Source organism: Micromonospora matsumotoense, from assembly GCF_900091525.1.
GTDB lineage: Bacteria > Actinomycetota > Actinomycetes > Mycobacteriales > Micromonosporaceae > Micromonospora > Micromonospora matsumotoensis.
This window is the reverse complement of record NZ_FMCU01000002.1, coordinates 21,535-36,748: the sequence shown is the minus strand read 5'-3', so window position 1 is coordinate 36,748 and position 15,214 is coordinate 21,535. Positions and strand designations below refer to the sequence as shown.

Here is a 15,214-nt window from a genome sequence, read left to right as displayed (position 1 = left end):
CCCGCCCGGGGCCGGCGCGGACCACATCGGACCGTCCGCCCACCGCGCAATTCCCACCGGGCTCGGCCGTGGCGGTGGTCCGAGGTGGACGGTCGGCGGGACTGTGTCGACAGGACGACAGGACGTCGTCCGGCGGCTGACACCGCGTGACGGCATGGGCCATGATGGCGGCATGCGTCTGATCTTCTCGGTCTCGGACTCCGACGAGTCGCCGGTGCACGACCTTCGCGACGATCTGGTGGCCGACCCGGAGCTGCGTGACGCCCGGGTCCGGCTGATCCACCGCGCACCCGAACCGGGCACCCTCGGGGCCGCCGAGGTGCTGGAGTTCATCGGCCAGGACGTCCTGCTGCCCGTGGTGATCCAGGCGGTGTACGACTGGTTCCAGGCCCGGCGCGGCGCCCGCCGGGGGGGCGACACCACCGTCACGGTCACCCTCACCGACAGCCCGGACGGCACCCGGGAGGTGAAGATCGAGGCCAGCGGCACGGCCGAGGACGTCATCGCGGTGCTCCAACAGGGTCTGCGGTGACCGCTGCGCACCAACCACGGTTCGATCCGGCCCAGTCCCGTGCCGTCCTGCTGGGGGTCAGCTCCTACCCCCATCTGGGGCTGGCCGTTCCCGCCGTCAAGGACAACCTCACCGCCCTGACCGAGGCGTTCGCCGCCGCCTGGGGGCTGCCGAAGCGGCGGATCGCCGTGGTGTCCGACCCCACGGCCGACGACCTGGCCGGCTACGTCGAGGACGCGGCCCGACTCGTCGGCCGCGACGGCGTGCTGGTGGTCTACTTCGCCGGTCACGCCGTCCTGGTGGGTCGGTCGCTACGACTCCTTCCCCACGAGGCTGCGGACACCTCCGGCAAAGAGTTCCCGGTGGACAGGTTCGTGGCGGCGGCCAGGGGCACGGACGCCCAGCGGTGCCTGCTGATTCTCGACTGCTGCCACGCGGGAAACGCCAGCCTGGACCTGCCGTCGGAGGCGCTGCACCTCGACGAGGACCGTGGCTGGCAGCTGATGGCGGCCGTCCGCAGCGGACCGGCGCTCGACGCCGGCCCGGACGATCTGCACACCCCGTTCACCTGGGCCCTGCTGGGGGCCCTCAAGCACGGCCGGAAGGACGCGCCCGAGTGGCTGAGCCCGGCGGAGGTGCTGCGGGAGGCCGGGGAACGCCTCATTGATGCGGGCTATCCCGCGCCGGCCCGCAGCCCGGTCGAGTTCGACCGGGGCTGGGTGCAAAACCCGGCGTGGCGTCGGCCGCAGCGGCGTGCGGTGCCGTTTCCCCACCGACCGCTGGGCTCCCCCGCCGACCAGGGTGAACGGGCCGGCTTCGAGAGCGCCTGGCCGGCCCGGCAGGTGCCGTTCGCCGGGCGGGTGCCGGAACTGGCCCGGGGCGGGGCCAGCCTGCGCGTGCCGCAGGGGGCGGTGCTGCCGGTCGTCGGGCCCCGGCACGCCGGCAAGCGGTACTTCGTCGACGAGGTGCTGGCCCGCTTCGCGGAGGAGGCCGGGCAGCTCGACGAGGTGGCGCTGCTGCGGCTGGACATCCCCAACAGCAGCGCGCCGGAGCCGGTGCTCGGGGTGCTCGCCCGGGAACTCGACGTCACCATCGACGACGTCACCGACTACGGCATGGACTACGCCGACGCGGTCCGGATGACCCTGGCCGAGGAGTTGCAGCGGCAGCTGCACCGCCGCCGGCTGATCCTGTTCGTCGAGGGGTCCCGGTTGGGCACCCGGCCGGAGGCGGTCCGGGCGCAGCTGGACCGGCTGCTGAAGCTGTCGGTGTTCGACCGGGCGCTGGTCATCATCGCCACCCGGGCGGAGGTCCAGGTCAGCGGCGACATCAAGCTGCGCTACCTGCCGGTGATCCAGCTGCGGGAACTCAGCGAGGACGAGGCCACCGCGCTGGTCGACCAGGTGCTCGCCGACCCGCTGTACGGCGGCGGCCTGACCATCACCGGGCTCGCCGAGGGCAGGCTCTGGACGGAGCTGGACGACAAGCTGGTCCGGCTGCCCGGGGTGCTGCACAACGGGGTCGACGAACTCGCCAACGACGTGCTCAACAAGCGGATCGAACAGCCCGGCGTCGAACACCTCGTCGATGCGCTGCTGCGCCGCTCCGCCGCCACGGTCGGCGCCGGGCTGCGCGACGTCGACTGCTTCGCGCTGTGGACCGGCACCGACGGCAAGCGGGGCCGGCCCGGCGCGCTGGCCGTGCTGACCGCCTGGGCGATCACCGACGGGCTGTGGCTGTCCGCCGAGCTGCTCGAAGCGATGGGCTGCGGGCTCACCCCGCAGGCCACCCACCATCTGGTCGAGGCGCGCATCCTCACCCAGCAGGAGCACGACGGCACCCTCTGGCACGACCTGGGCCGGTCGACCCGGCACGCGCTGAACAACGCGTTGACCGCCACCCTGCGCGGCAGCGGCGGCAACAACGTCTACGGTCGGGCGCTCGTCGACGGTGCCGAACTCACCCCCGACCAGCTCGACGAGCCGGTGGCCGAGGCGATGTTCGCCCTGATCATGGCGATGCTGCGGCAGCGGCAACGGCATCCGGCCAACTCCGACCGGCACGTCATGAAGGGCGTCGACCGGGCGATCGGCTGCCTCGACGAGGCGATGGTGGCCGGCTACCCCCGGCTGCGGGAGACGCTGACCAAGCTCGCCGCCGCGCACTCCGGCGACGCGGCGTTCAGCCCGGTGCTGCTGGAGGCCACGGCCGTCGTGGCCACCGACGAGCCGGTCACCACTCCGACCGACGCCGTCGCGCCGCCGGCCGAGGCGGACGCCCCCGCCGACAGGCCGGTCCGGGCCACCGGCTACCCGGTGGTCGCCGGTGCCGCCCGGCTCAACCAGGCGATGCGGGCCACCGGGCAGAGTCAGCAGGTGCGCGAGGCGTTCGTGGCCGCCGCCGACGCCGTGGCGGAGGCGATCGGGCTGGCCGCGCGGGACGCGCTGTCGCACCGGCTGCTGAAGTCGATCGACACCGCGCTGTTCATCGGTGGCCGCCGGCTGCGGGCGGGGACGAGCCTGCTGCCGGCCCGGGAGCGGGCCGCGCCGGTGCTGGCCGAGTGCGCCCGGGTGGCCGGCGGCAGCCGGCCGGATCTGATCACGGTGGCCATCTCCTGGCTGCTGAACACCGTCGACCTCCAGCTCACCTCGGGCCGGGTGCCGGCCGCGCGGGCCACGCTCGGCACCGCGTTCGAGCTGTTCGCGCTGATGCCCGAGCCGGTCACCCTGCGGGACCGGTTCGCGGTGTTGCAGATGCGCCACCGGCTGCTGTGCGGCCGTGCCCGGGAGCAGCGCACCCTGGCGGAGCGGGTGGCGACGCTGACCGAGGCGACGGCGGCGGTCAGCGAGGGGTTGGCCCTGTCCGGGTCGGACAGCGACCGGGGGCTGTGGAGCATGCGGCTGTGCGGGGTGGCGACGCTGCTCGTCGCCGAGCAGCCCACCTACGCCGACCAGGCGGCGACGGGCCGGCGGGTGGTCGAGGAGCTGACGGCGGCCTGGGGTTCGCCGGCCCGCTGGCCCGGCGACACCCGGATGTACGTGTGGCGGCTGCTGCACGCCGTGCACCGGAGCGACCCGGACGTGGTCAGCCAGTTGGAGGCCGCCCGACGGACGATGACCCTGGTGCTGACCGACGGCGAGTTCCCGCTGTTCCCCGGGATCGAGGCGGAGGTGCACCTGTTCGTCGCGCACTGTCTGCGCCGCAACAACAGGTTCGCCGAGGCGACGACCGAGGCCGAGGTCGCGCTGGAGTGCGCGAAACGGGCCCACGAGGACCGACCGGGCGCCCGGTCGCTGCTGCGGGAGCTGCGCATCCAGCGGGAGCTGGGCGGCTGGCGGGCCGAGATCGACGCGTCCCCGCGCGGCGGCGACGCCCCCCGGACCCGGCCCAGGGACCAGAAACTGCTGCACCGGATCAAGGAGGTGCAGAACTGGCTGGCCGAACAGGAACACACCACCTGGCACCACGCGGTGCTCGACCTGTGGTGCCACCGGGCCCGGTGGAGCAGCGAGGGTAACTTGCTGGCCGCGGCCACCCCGGAGGGCGTGGAACGCCTGGAGCGCAGAAAGAGGCTGCGGCCGGAGGATCTGGTCGACATCCGCCGGGTCTACCGGATCCGCCGGGACAAGCTCGACGGGCACCTGCGCCGGTTCAGCCACTCGATCGAGCTGCTCCAGATGGAGGTGGGGCTGGAGCGGCAGTACCGGCGCTGGCTGGGGGTGGGCGAGAAGCTGCCGGACGAGCAGGGGGTGCACCGGCGTAACGACGTCGACAACAGCGCGGTCTGGGAGCTGATTCGGACCGCCGAGCAGCGCTGGCCGGACCATCCGGGGGTGCTGGAGGTCCGGGCGGAGTTCCACCGCTACATCTGGGAGTACCGCCAGGCGATCGAGACGTACCGGCGGCTGATCGTGACCGCGTCGGACGGTCGGGGACGGTTGCGGTACGGGCTGGCCATGGTCGAGGCCATCGTCGGGTATGCCCACTTCGGCTGGCCGCGCAACAATCCCGACCCGCGCCCGCTGCTGTTGGAGGCGGGCGAGCTGCTCGCCGCCGAGGAGCGGGAGGGTCCGCTGCTGGAGCAGTTGGTGATCCTGCGGACCCGGGTGGACCTGGAGCTGGACCGGGAGATCGCCTGGAGCGACGTCGAGAACGTCGCCACCGAGATCATGAGCAACGGCGGCTACATCGAGGGTGTCGCGAGGATGCTCAACCGGCGACGGAGCGGCGACGCCATGGTCACCAGCCTGGCCGACCGGGGGGTGTGGCGGATCGCCGAGGGCAGCGAGTTCGCCGACCAGCTCAACCGGGTCTTCCACCCCACACCTCGGGTGCGTCTGCCGGCCGACCGGGAGGTTACCGACGAGTCCCACTCGACGATCGCCGACCTCCTCCGGGAGAACTTCACCGAGGTGCAGCTCCTGCGCGGCCTCGGTGCGGTCTACCTGCGGATGGCGGAGCTGCGTCGGGACCCCGAGAAGGCGGTGAAGGCGTTCCACTTCTTCGACGGGTGCCGGGTGTTCCAGCAGGTCCACCTGGCCGGCCGGGTCACCCCGGTCACCATGTTCCTGATGGCCCGGGCGATCCTGCTGGCCGCCCAACTGACCTCCTCGGCCGATCCGATCGCCGAGCCGTGCCCGTGGGAGGGTCACAGCTGGCTGGAGTACGCCGAACAGCGGCTCCAGGCGAGCAAGGACCAGTCGGTGGGCGAGTTCGGAAAGCAGTGCAGCCACTTCCACAAGGAGACCAGCAAACTGCTGCGTACCGTCCAGGCCCGGCAGGGCATGGAGAAGATGGCCAGCCAGCGCCGCCGCCCCCGGTGACCGCGCCGGAGGCCCGGCCGGGTGGTCAGTCGGCGGGGCGGGGCGCTTCCCGACCGGCCCCGACCGGGGCACGTCGGGCACAAGCCAGCGAGGCGAGCGCCGCGCCGGCCGCGAGGCCGGCCAGCCCGGTCCAGAGCGCCGGGTCGGTCCGCACCCCGCCGGGCAGTTGCCGGGCCAGCACGAAACCGCCCATGACCAGGACGAACCAGCCGAACGACCGGCGCAGGACGTCGGCCGGCACCCGGCTGGTGAGCCGCCCGCCGAGCAGGCTGCCGAGCACTGCGGCGGCGGTGACGGCGACCGCCAGCGGCCAGTGGACGTCGACGGTCCAGAGGTAACCGGCGAGACCGGCGAAGGACTTCATCGCGATCACCACCAACGAGGTGCCGATCGCGACCGGCACCGGCAGGCCGCCCAGCAGCGCCAGCGCGGGCACCACGAGGAACCCGCCGCCGGCCCCGACGAGGCCGGTGACCAGCCCGACCACCGCCCCGTCGGCGACCACCCGGGCCAGCGGCAGCCCAGGCGGCCCGGCCTCCCCGGCGGCGCGTCGACCCCGGATCATGGCAGCGACGGCGGCCAGCATCATCACCGCGAAGCCGGTGAGCAGGAACGTCGGCGGGAGGTGACCGGCCAGCCGCCCGCCGACGTACGCCCCGGCCATCCCGGCGAGCCCGAACACCAGCCCGGTACGCCAGCGGACCCGGCGTGCCCGCACGTGCGGCAGCACCCCGACCAGGCTGGTGACGCCGACGACAAGCAGCGAGGTGGCGATGGCCTCCCGTAGCGGCAGGTCGGCGACGTAGACCAGTAGCGGTACGGCCAGGATGGAGCCGCCGCCGCCGAGCAGGCCGAGGCTGATCCCGACCAGCACGGCCAACCCGACGGTCAGCGGCAGGGCCGCGCTCACCCCTGCCGTCCGGTGTCACCGCGCAGCGTGGCGACGACGCCGTCCAGGTCGCCACCGGCCCCCCGGTGGTACGGCAGCCGGCCCAGCAGCAGGCCCAGCGCACAGGTGTCGGTGAGTGCGGCGACGATGAGCCCGGTGCCGAGCAGCGCGGCGACCCACTTCAGCCCCGGCACCAGCATCGAGCCGAGGACGCTGACCCGCACCACCGACCCGGCGACCAGGCGTACCTGCCGTTCCGGGTCCCAGCGGGGGGCGCCCCGCCGTACGGGGGCCGAGGTCCTCTCCCAGGCCAGCATGCCGTCGAGGACCCGTAGGTGGGGCAGGCCGGCGGCGGCGAGCGCCCGCCCGGCCTGGCCGGCCCGCGCGCCGGAGCGGCAGATCAGCACCACCTCCTCGTCCGCTTGTACCCCGGGGGGTATAAGAACGACAGACTGATGCGCTGCCTCGGGCACGGACCACCCACCGGGAACGCACTCAGGCGGGCCGGCCGGAACACCGTTCGCGGGTCAGGCCAGCGCCCAGAAGAGCTTCTCCAGTTCGGCCTCGGTCATCTCGGGAGTCTCACCACGCGCACGCGCCGCGTCGCAGCGCCGCAGCCCGGAGGCGATGACCTTGAAGCCGGCCCGGTCGATGGCCTTCGAGACCGCCGCGAGCTGGGTCGACGCCTCCCGGCAGTCCTCGCCGTTCTCCATCATCTCGATCACGGCGTTGAGCTGCCCCCTCCCCCCACTGCCGCCGGCCCGCCCCGGGGAGGGGCGGGCCGGCACGTGGGGTGTGGGTCAGTGCCGACGTCGGCCGTAGGTGCCGGCGAGGAGGGCGACGCCGAGAGCCGCGAAGACCACCTGGATGAACAACTCGATCCAGTCGATGCCGGCGGTGTCGTCGACGCCGAGCGCCCCGGCGACCAGCGTGCCGAGGATCGCGGCCACCACACCGATGGCCAGGGTGAGCAGGATGGAGATCTTCTGCTTCCCCGGCACCACGAGCCTGCCCAGGGCACCGATGATCAGACCGATGATGATGGCGGTGAAGAAGCCCTGTACTTCCACGTCTGTCGTCCCTCCTCGAGTCGCTGTCGACCTGGCTTCTGCCCCGGGTGAGCGGGCGGCGAAACCACGGTGGGACGCTGCGGGCCAAATGTCACGCGACTGTCATGCGCTCGCGTGGGGACCGTCATCCGACCGTCGCGCCGTCCCCCGGAAGGTCCGTTCCAGCAGGTCGAACAGCGCCGTCCAGTGTCGCTCGGCGGCCTGTTCGTCGTACATCGCGGTGTCGGCCATCGTGAAGCCGTGCGGGGCGCCGGTGTACACCTCGGAGCGGTAGCTGACCCCGGCGGCGTCGAGCGCCCCCTCCAGCGTCGCGATGTGGTCGGCGGTCATCGACTCGTCCCGGTCGGCGTGGGCGAAGTACAGCTCACCGGTGACCGTGCCGACTCCCCGGTGCGGGCTGTCCGACTCGTCGGTGACGACCCGGCCGGCGTGGAAGCTGGCCAGCGCCGCGATCCGGTCCGGGTGCGCCTCGATCGCGCGCAACGCGTTGGTGCCGCCCATGCAGTAACCCACGATCGCCACCGGTCCCGGTGCGACGTCGCCCCGGGCGGCGAGGAAGCCCAGATAGGCCCCGGTGTCCCGGGCCACCAGCTCCGGGGTGAGCGTGCTGATCAGCGGCACGATCTGCCCGAACAGCTCACCGCGTCGCTGCGGATCGGCCAGGTCGGCGAGGTCGAACTGCGGCATCCGGCCGGTCCGGTGGAACAGGTTCGGCACCAGCACCAGGTAACCCCGCGCGGCGATCCGCTCGGCCATCTCGGCGAGCCGGGGACGCAACCCGAAGGCGTCCATGAAGAACAGCACCGCCGGAAACGGCCCGTCGCCGTCCGGCCGGGCCAGGTACGCGTCGGCCGCGCCGTCACTGGTCGGAACCTCCACCGTCGTCGTGCCCGCCATGGTGTCTCCTCACCGGGTGCCGGCGCACCCGTCGCGGGCACGCTACCCGGTGCCGGACCGACCGACGGGGCGCAGCATCGCGTCCCCGGTGACGCACGGGCGACTGGTGGGGCGGCCCCGCGGTGGGCGGGCCGGACGGCGGGGTGCGGCCCGTCGGCGTCCCGGAAAGCGGCGGGTGGACGGCGTGCCGGGCGGAGCTGTCACGGATCGGCGGTCCGGTCGGTCGTTAGTGGTGCAGGGCGGTAGGACCGCCACGGACGGAACAGGGAGTGGACCGACCATGAAGATCGTCGTCATCGGGGGCAGCGGACTCATCGGCAGCAGGTTGGTGGCGCTGCTCGGGCAGCAGGGCCACCAGGCGGTGCCGGCCTCACCGCGTACCGGGGTGGACACGCTCACGGGTGCGGGGGTGGCCGAGGCGCTCGACGGCGCCGACGTCGTGGTGGACGTGTCGAACTCGCCGTCGTTCGAGGAGACGGCCGTCCTGACGTTCTTCGAGACGTCCACCCGGACCCTGCTGGAGGCGGAGGCGAAGGCCGGCGTACGGCATCATGTGGCGCTGTCGATCGTCGGCACCGACCGCATCCCGGACAGCGGCTACATGCGGGCCAAGGTGGCGCAGGAGGCGTTGATCACCGGGGCGGACATCCCGTGGACGGTGGTGCGCGCCACCCAGTTCTTCGAGTTCGTGCCGGCCATCGTCGACGCGGCCGTGGTGGGCGACGAGGTGCGTCTGCCGCCGGCGCTAATCCAGCCGATCGCCGCCGACGACGTGGTGACGGCGCTGGCCGAGATCGCCGTCGGCGCACCGGTCGACGGGATCGTGGAGCTGGCCGGGCCGCAGCGGTTCCCCCTGGACGAGCTGGGCCGGGAGACGCTGACCGCCGCCGGTGACCCCCGGCCGGTGGTCACCGACCCGCAGGGGCGCTACTTCGGGGCGCTGCTGGCGGAGCAGTCGCTGGTCCCGCTCGGCGACGGCGCGCGTACCGGTGGCACCCGGTTGGCCGAGTGGCGCGCGCGCTGACCCTGTGCGCGGGCCCGGCGTCGGGTGACGTCGGGCCCGCGCGGCGCACCGCCTACGGTAGGCGGATGACGACCGGGCCCGGGACTGCTGCCGACGGGCCACCGGCTGTCGCGGCGGCGGACCTGGCCGCGTTCCTCGACGTGCGGCCGAGACTGTTCGGGCTGGCCTACCGGATGCTGGGCAGCGTCGTCGAGGCCGAGGACGTGGTGCAGGAGGCGTGGCTGCGCTGGCAGGGCACCGAGCGCAGCGGGGTACGCAACCCGGCCGCCTTCCTGACCACCACGACCACCCGGCTGGCGGTGAACGCGGCTACCTCGGCGCGGGCCACCCGGGAGACGTACGTGGGGCCGTGGCTGCCCGAGCCGGTCGACACCAGCGCCGATCCGACCCTGGGCGCGGAACGGGCGGCGGCGCTGGACGTCGCGGTCCTGCTGCTGCTGGAGCGGCTGGCCCCCGCCGAACGGGCCGCGTACGTGCTGCGTGAGGCGTTCGACTACCCGTACCGGGAGATCGCCGAGGTGCTCGGCACGTCGGAGCCGAACGCCCGGCAACTGGCCAGTCGCGCCCGGCGGCACCTCGCCGTCGAGGGGTCCCCGCCGGCTCCGCCGCAGCGGCGGCGGCAACTGGTGCGGGCGTTCCTCGGCGCAGCCCGCGACGGTGACCTGGCCACGCTGGAGCGGCTGCTCACCGACGACGTGGTGGCCCGTGCCGACGGTGGCGGCCGGGTGCACGCGTCCCGCCGGGACGTGTGCGGGGCGGCCCGGGTGACGAACTTCCTGGACAACGTGCGGCGCAAGTACTGGCGGGGGACGACGATCGACCTCGTCGAGGTCAACGGCGGCCCGGGGCTGCTGGTCGCCACCGACCGCCCGATCACCCTGATCACGCTGGACACCACGGTACGAGGCATCGAACGGCTGCTGCTGGTGGTCAACCCGGACAAACTGGGTCGGCTGCCGGCCCGCCGCTGACCGGCGAGTTCCGCCACCGTTCACGCGTCGCCCGCTGGACCGTTCGTTCGACACCCGTCTATACATGTGGCAGGGATTCCGCATCTCACCCGGACGGAGCACCATGAACCGACGCCTGCGCGCCACCGCGACCATCCTCACCGCGGTCCTCGCCACCACCGGCCTCGCCCACCCCGCCGAGGCCGCCGGCTACTCCGCCCCGCTGACCACCGCCGTCGCCAACCTCACCGTCGCCGCCGAGAACCGCACCGGCTACAGCCGCGACCTCTTCCCGCACTGGGTCGACGCCGACGGCGACGGCTGCACCACCCGCGACGAGGTGCTGCTCGCCGAGGCGGTCGGCGCACCCACCGTCGGCAGCGGCTGCGCCCTCAGCGGGGGACGCTGGTACTCCTACTACGACAACGCCTACTGGACCGCCACCGGTGACCTCGACATCGACCACATGGTGCCGCTCGCCGAGGCGTGGGACTCCGGCGCGCGCAGCTGGACCACCAGCCGTCGCCAGGCGTACGCCAACGACCTCGGCGACAGCCGGCCGCTGGCCGCCGTCACCGACAACGTCAACCAGGCCAAGAGCGACCAGGACCCGGCCAGCTGGCTGCCGCCGTACGCCGCCGCCCGGTGCCGGTACGTCAACGAGTGGGTCGCCACCAAGATCCGCTGGCGGCTCACCGTCGACAGCGCCGAGAAGAGCGCGCTGACCAGCCTGGCCGGTGGTTGCCCGAACGCCACCATCTCGGTCACCTACGCGTACTGACCCGCCCCGCCCACAGGCGCCGCCGTCCGCCGGAGGCGGGGCCGGCGGGGCACCGCCCCCGCCACCCGCACGCGGTGCGCCCCCGGGACGCGCCGGGTGCCCGGACCCCATGGTCCGGGCACCCGGGTCGGGCACTGCCCGCGTCGATCACGACGCCCTGCTGCTCACCTCCGACCGGAGGCCCCGCGGGCCGGGGCCTGGCCCCGGCCCGCGCCCCTCAGCCCCGACAACGCCGGGGCACCCGGTCAGGACGCCGACCGGGCGGGCACGACGTCGGCATCGTCCACCGGAGCGTCGTCCGGCGCGGCCGGCCGGTTGCGGATCATGGTCAGCACCGCCACGACGAGCAGGACGGTGATCACGGTGCTGATCGCGCCGATCACGTTCAGCCCGTCGGTGAACGCCGCCCGGGCGGAGGCCAGCAGCGTCGCGCCGACCTCCCCGGGCAGCCGTTCGGCGGCGGCGACGGCGGTGGCCAGCGTGTCGCCCGCGGCGGCGCCCTCGGGAACGGTCACCTGGCTGCGGTAGACGATGGCGCCGATGCTGCCCAGGATGGCGACGCCGAGCGCCATGCCCAGCTCGGTGCTGGTCTCCGAGACGGCCGAGGCGGAGCCGGCCTGCTCGGGCGGTGCCGACCCGACGACGATGTCGGTACCGAGGGCGATCAGCGGGCCACCCCCGGCGTAGACCAGGAGGAAGCCGACCACCAGCTGGGTGAGCCCGCCCTCGCTGCCGACCAGGGCCAGGGTCAGGTGCCCGACCGCCGAGACGGCCAGGCCGGCGGCCACCACGTGCGCCGGGGCGAAGCGCCCGGCCAGCACCGGCGAGAGCATCGAGGTGACGATCAGCGCGATCGCCGCCGGCAGCAGCCAGAGACCGGCCCGCAGCGGGGAGAGCCCCACCACGAGCTGGAGGTACTGCGTGACGAAGAGGTACGTCCCGCCGGCGATCAGCATGCTGAACAGCATCGCCACCAGGGCGGTGGTCAGCGCGCGGTTGCGGAACAGCCGCAGGTCGATCAGCGGACTGGTGAGGCCCCGCTGCCGACGGACGAAGAACACGCCGACGGCCAGGCCGGCAACGATGGCGAGCACCGGCAGCAGGCCCGGGTCGTCCTTGGCCAGCTCCTTGAGGCCGTAGATGACGGGCAGGATGGTGGCCAGCGACAGCACCACACTGGTCAGGTCGAGCCGGCCGGCGTCGGCGTCCCGGTACTCGGGCAACAGGCGCGGGCCGGCCAGCAGCAGCACCGCCATGATCGGCACGTTCAGCAGGAAGACCGAGCCCCACCAGAAGTACTCCAGCAACGCGCCGCCGACCACCGGGCCGAGCGCGATGCCGACGGAGAACATGGTGACCCAGACGGCGATCGCGATCCCCCGCTGCTTCGCGTCCTGGAACATGTTGCTGATCAGCGCGAGGGTGGACGGCATCAGGGTGGCGCCGGCGATGCCGAGCGCGGCACGCGCGGCGATCAGCGTGGCCGGGCTGTCGGCGTACGCGGCGATCACCGAGGCGACCCCGAAGGCGGCGGCACCGATCAGCAACAGCCGACGCCGGCCGATACGGTCACCGAGCGTGCCCATGGTCACCAGCAGGCCGGCGATCATGAAGCCGTAGATGTCGATGATCCACAGCATCTGCGGCGCGCTGGGCAGCAGGCTCTCGCTGATGTGCGGCACCGCGAGGTGCAGGACGCTCATGTCGATGGAGAGCAGCAGCGTCGGCAGTGCCAACACTGCCAGGCCCAGCCATTCCCGGGGGCTCGCCCGGTGCTGCGGTTCGCTCGTGGTGGCCAAGGTGGTTCCTCTCTGGATGGTGCGGAGTGGTCAGCGCGACAGCGTCGCACTGGAGTGGGACATTTCCTGCCGTTCCGCGACATGCGGGAAACAGATGTCTAGAAGATGATTCGCAATGGTTACCGCGGTTTCCGGCTCGTACAGGTAGAAGTGGCCGCCGGGGAACATCCGACGGGTGAAGGCCCCCGTCGTCTCCAGCGACCACAGGTGCAGCCGGTCGGCGACGACCACCGGGTCGTCCACCGCACCCAGCGACAGGATCGGCACCCCCACCCCGGTCGGCGGCCGGCGGTAGGTCTCCATGGCTTCGAGGTCGGCCCGGATCGCGGCCAGCGCGGGTCGCACCAGGTCCCCCCGGTGCAGCAGCTCGGGGCCGATCCCGCCGATCTCCACCAGGTGTTCCAGCAGTTCGGCGTCGGTCCGGCGGTGCGCGAACGGCGGCTCGCTGGGAAAGCACGGTGGTTGACGGGCCGACACCGTGAGCAGCCGGGGCGGCCGACCGGCCCGCTCCATCGCCCGGGTCAGCTCGTAGCCCAGCACACTGCCGAAGCTGTGCCCGACGACCGCGTACGGCAGCGGCGGCAGCTCCGCGACGGCGCGGCTGAGGCCGTCGACGAGCGGCGCCACCCGACGCAGCGGCGGTTCCGCGGCCCGCAGCCCCCGGCCCGGTAGCTGGGCGACCAGCAGCTCGACCCCCGCCGGCAGCACCGGACGCCAGGTGCGGAACGCCGAAGGCCAGCCACCGGCGTGCGGCAGCGCGATCAGTCGCGCCCACGGCCCACTCCGGACCGGGCCGGCCGCGCGGGATCCACCGTCGACCGGGTGCCGGAGACCGGCGCCCACTCGCATCAACCAGCCGTTCATCGGCTCCGCCCTCCTCGTGCCAGCATCGGGTGGTGGGCTTCGAGGTGCTCGACCACGCGGCTCTGCTGCGGTCGCAGCCGTTGCCCGGGAAGGTGCTCCAGCGAGTGCAGGAAGGGATCGGGCGGCGCGGGCAGCCCGGCGATCGCCGCCGCGATGGCCAGCACCAGCGTCGGCTGGTACCAGGCCGAGTAGCCGCCCTCGTGGACGAAGACGATCCGCCCGTCGGTGAGCTCGTCGGCCAGCGCGCACATTCCCACGGTCATCGCGTGGAAGGTCCGGCTGGTGCACATCATCCGACCCATCGGGTCGTGACCGCTCGCGTCGACACCGGCCGCGACGAGGATCAACTCCGGACGAAAGGTGCGCGCCGCCGGCGCGACCAGCCGGGACAGCGCCGCCAGGTACGCCTCGTGCCCCGAACCGGCCGGCAGCGGCACGTTGAGGGTGCGACCCGCACCGGCACCGGTACCCGTCTCGGTGACCAGCCCCGACGCGGGCGGGAACAGCCCCTCCTGGTGGATCGAGACGTAGAGCACGTCCGGGTCCGCGTAGAAGGTCCGTTGGATGCCGTTGCCGTGGTGCACGTCCCAGTCGAGCACCAGCACCCGGCGTACCCCGTGCCGCTGCGCCGCCCGGGCGGCGATCGCCACGTTGTTGTAGAGGCACAACGCCATCGCCCGGTCCGGCTCGGCGTGGTGTCCGGGCGGCCGGACCAGGCAGTACGCCCGGTCGAAGCGCCCGTCGAGCACGGCGGTGGTCGCCTGCACGCAGGCCCCCGCCGCGACCCGGGCCGCCTCGGCGCTGTGGTGGTTGACGTACGCGTACACCCCGGCGTCGCCCGCGCCGAGCGCGGAGGCCGCCTCGACCCGGGCGAGGTGTTCCGGCACGTGCACCAGCAGCAGGTCGTCGTCGGTGGCCGGCGCCGGGGTGACCCGGGTGTAGTGGTCCAGCACCCCGGCCAGCCGGACCAACCCCTCGGCCCGGCGCAGGTCCGGGTCGACGGCGTGCTGGCGCAGGGGTTCGATGCCCGGACCGACCGGCAGGTAGCCCGACCCCGGTCCGGGGTCGTGCCAGAAGCAGATCTCGTGGCTGTACCAGGCGAGCTTCGACATGTGCGACGTCCTCGGCGCTCGACGATCGGGCAGGGGCGGGTGGCCGGGGCACGCCACCGACGGGACCGGGTCGGTGGCGCGCCCCGGACCGGACGCCGCCGGTCAGGCGGAGACGGCGGCCGGTGCCCGGGTAGCCCCGGACACCTCGGCGATGTACCGGTGGTAGTGCTCCCGCTCCTCGGCGGGGGTGAGCTTGGCCTGGAACGTCGAGTCCAGCCAACCCAGCACCTGCGCGGCCTCGGCCTCGGTGAGCGCCCGGTCGCCGAGTTCCTTCTCGAACTCCCGGATCCGGGCGGTGGGCGTCAGGACCCCCTCGGCGTAACCGGTCTCGTCGGTGTTGTGGTTGCGGGTGCAGGCGACGGCCTTCAGGACGGCACCGAAGAAGGCCCTGCTGTCGATGTCACTCACTGCGTTCTCCTCTCGACGGGGTTCCTCCGCCGGCCGCCCGGTCGGGCGGCCGGCAACACGGGTGGGTCTCGGTCGGAGCGCGCCGG

14 protein-coding genes are annotated in these 15,214 nt (G+C 73.4%); 5 read left to right on the top strand and 9 right to left on the bottom strand.

Annotated features, from left to right (window positions below):
* The first annotated feature begins 172 nt into the window (after window positions 1-172).
* Window positions 173-532: an effector-associated constant component EACC1 gene (locus GA0070216_RS03885; RefSeq protein WP_091239083.1), complete on the top strand. Its 360-nt coding sequence runs from the start codon at window positions 173-175 to the stop codon at window positions 530-532.
* Entirely contained in the window at window positions 529-5,334 is a 4,806-nt protein-coding gene (locus GA0070216_RS03880) for a caspase family protein (RefSeq protein ID WP_091239080.1), read from the top strand. Before GA0070216_RS03885 ends, GA0070216_RS03880 begins: the two co-directional genes overlap by 4 nt.
* A gap of 25 nt (window positions 5,335-5,359) precedes the next feature.
* Here GA0070216_RS03880 and GA0070216_RS03875 read toward each other — a convergent pair whose 3' ends face one another.
* The 5 genes from GA0070216_RS03875 to GA0070216_RS03855 all read right to left on the bottom strand — a co-directional run bounded on the left by GA0070216_RS03875 (window position 5,360) and on the right by GA0070216_RS03855 (window position 8,190).
* Window positions 5,360-6,244 (bottom strand): sulfite exporter TauE/SafE family protein, encoded by an 885-nt coding sequence (locus tag GA0070216_RS03875; RefSeq protein WP_091239077.1) that lies wholly within the window; start codon window positions 6,242-6,244, stop codon window positions 5,360-5,362.
* Window positions 6,241-6,633 carry a YgaP family membrane protein gene (locus tag GA0070216_RS03870; RefSeq protein ID WP_425413129.1) on the bottom strand — a complete coding sequence of 131 codons (393 nt, stop codon included), beginning with the start codon at window positions 6,631-6,633 and terminating at the stop codon, window positions 6,241-6,243. The genes GA0070216_RS03875 and GA0070216_RS03870 overlap by 4 nt, the downstream gene beginning before the upstream one ends.
* A gap of 117 nt (window positions 6,634-6,750) precedes the next feature.
* The gene (locus GA0070216_RS03865) at window positions 6,751-7,011 is read right to left on the bottom strand and encodes a metal-sensitive transcriptional regulator (RefSeq protein WP_245722289.1); all 261 of its coding nucleotides are present in this window, start codon (window positions 7,009-7,011) and stop codon (window positions 6,751-6,753) included.
* Between the two features lie 12 nt (window positions 7,012-7,023).
* Window positions 7,024-7,293 (bottom strand): GlsB/YeaQ/YmgE family stress response membrane protein, encoded by a 270-nt coding sequence (locus GA0070216_RS03860; protein ID WP_091239071.1) that lies wholly within the window; start codon window positions 7,291-7,293, stop codon window positions 7,024-7,026.
* 102 nt (window positions 7,294-7,395) lie between these two features.
* Window positions 7,396-8,190, bottom strand: a complete 795-nt coding sequence (locus tag GA0070216_RS03855; RefSeq protein ID WP_091239067.1) for a dienelactone hydrolase family protein — start codon at window positions 8,188-8,190, stop codon at window positions 7,396-7,398.
* Window positions 8,191-8,470: 280 nt separating this feature from the next.
* Here GA0070216_RS03855 and GA0070216_RS03850 point away from each other — a divergent pair, with 280 nt between their 5' ends.
* The 3 genes from GA0070216_RS03850 (at window position 8,471) to GA0070216_RS03840 (ending at window position 10,945) form a co-directional block, all read left to right on the top strand.
* A complete protein-coding gene (locus tag GA0070216_RS03850; protein ID WP_091239064.1) occupies window positions 8,471-9,214 on the top strand; it encodes an SDR family oxidoreductase in 744 nt (247 codons plus the stop codon).
* A 65-nt stretch (window positions 9,215-9,279) separates the two neighbouring features.
* Window positions 9,280-10,185 carry an RNA polymerase sigma-70 factor gene (locus tag GA0070216_RS03845; protein ID WP_091240732.1) on the top strand — a complete coding sequence of 302 codons (906 nt, stop codon included), beginning with the start codon at window positions 9,280-9,282 and terminating at the stop codon, window positions 10,183-10,185.
* A gap of 103 nt (window positions 10,186-10,288) precedes the next feature.
* On the top strand, window positions 10,289-10,945 hold the full coding sequence (locus tag GA0070216_RS03840; RefSeq protein ID WP_091239061.1) for an HNH endonuclease family protein: 657 nt from the start codon (window positions 10,289-10,291) through the stop codon (window positions 10,943-10,945).
* Between the two features lie 245 nt (window positions 10,946-11,190).
* Here the strand turns inward: GA0070216_RS03840 and GA0070216_RS03835 are convergent, their stop codons facing one another.
* From GA0070216_RS03835 to GA0070216_RS03820, 4 genes are all read right to left on the bottom strand, one after another.
* Window positions 11,191-12,762 (bottom strand): MFS transporter, encoded by a 1,572-nt coding sequence (locus GA0070216_RS03835; RefSeq protein ID WP_425413133.1) that lies wholly within the window; start codon window positions 12,760-12,762, stop codon window positions 11,191-11,193.
* Window positions 12,763-12,774: 12 nt separating this feature from the next.
* Complete coding sequence (locus GA0070216_RS03830) at window positions 12,775-13,608, bottom strand: thioesterase II family protein (RefSeq protein WP_091239055.1); 834 nt, start codon at window positions 13,606-13,608, stop codon at window positions 12,775-12,777.
* Window positions 13,605-14,720 carry a class II histone deacetylase gene (locus tag GA0070216_RS03825; protein WP_091239051.1) on the bottom strand — a complete coding sequence of 372 codons (1,116 nt, stop codon included), beginning with the start codon at window positions 14,718-14,720 and terminating at the stop codon, window positions 13,605-13,607. Before GA0070216_RS03825 ends, GA0070216_RS03830 begins: the two co-directional genes overlap by 4 nt.
* Before the next feature lie 102 nt (window positions 14,721-14,822).
* Window positions 14,823-15,128 carry a hypothetical protein gene (locus GA0070216_RS03820; protein ID WP_091239046.1) on the bottom strand — a complete coding sequence of 102 codons (306 nt, stop codon included), beginning with the start codon at window positions 15,126-15,128 and terminating at the stop codon, window positions 14,823-14,825.
* Window positions 15,129-15,214 lie beyond the last annotated feature (86 nt).

What these genes read in the sequence shown, in the direction of transcription:
- GA0070216_RS03855 (WP_091239067.1), bottom strand. Translation starts at nt 8,190, where the DNA reads ATGGCGGGCACGACGACGGTGGAGGTTCCGACCAGTGACGGCGCGGCC.
- GA0070216_RS03830 (WP_091239055.1), bottom strand. Translation starts at nt 13,608, where the DNA reads ATGAACGGCTGGTTGATGCGAGTGGGCGCCGGTCTCCGGCACCCGGTC.
- GA0070216_RS03885 (WP_091239083.1), top strand. Translation starts at nt 173, where the DNA reads ATGCGTCTGATCTTCTCGGTCTCGGACTCCGACGAGTCGCCGGTGCAC.
- GA0070216_RS03825 (WP_091239051.1), bottom strand. Translation starts at nt 14,720, where the DNA reads ATGTCGAAGCTCGCCTGGTACAGCCACGAGATCTGCTTCTGGCACGAC.
- GA0070216_RS03840 (WP_091239061.1), top strand. Translation starts at nt 10,289, where the DNA reads ATGAACCGACGCCTGCGCGCCACCGCGACCATCCTCACCGCGGTCCTC.
- GA0070216_RS03845 (WP_091240732.1), top strand. Translation starts at nt 9,280, where the DNA reads ATGACGACCGGGCCCGGGACTGCTGCCGACGGGCCACCGGCTGTCGCG.
- GA0070216_RS03850 (WP_091239064.1), top strand. Translation starts at nt 8,471, where the DNA reads ATGAAGATCGTCGTCATCGGGGGCAGCGGACTCATCGGCAGCAGGTTG.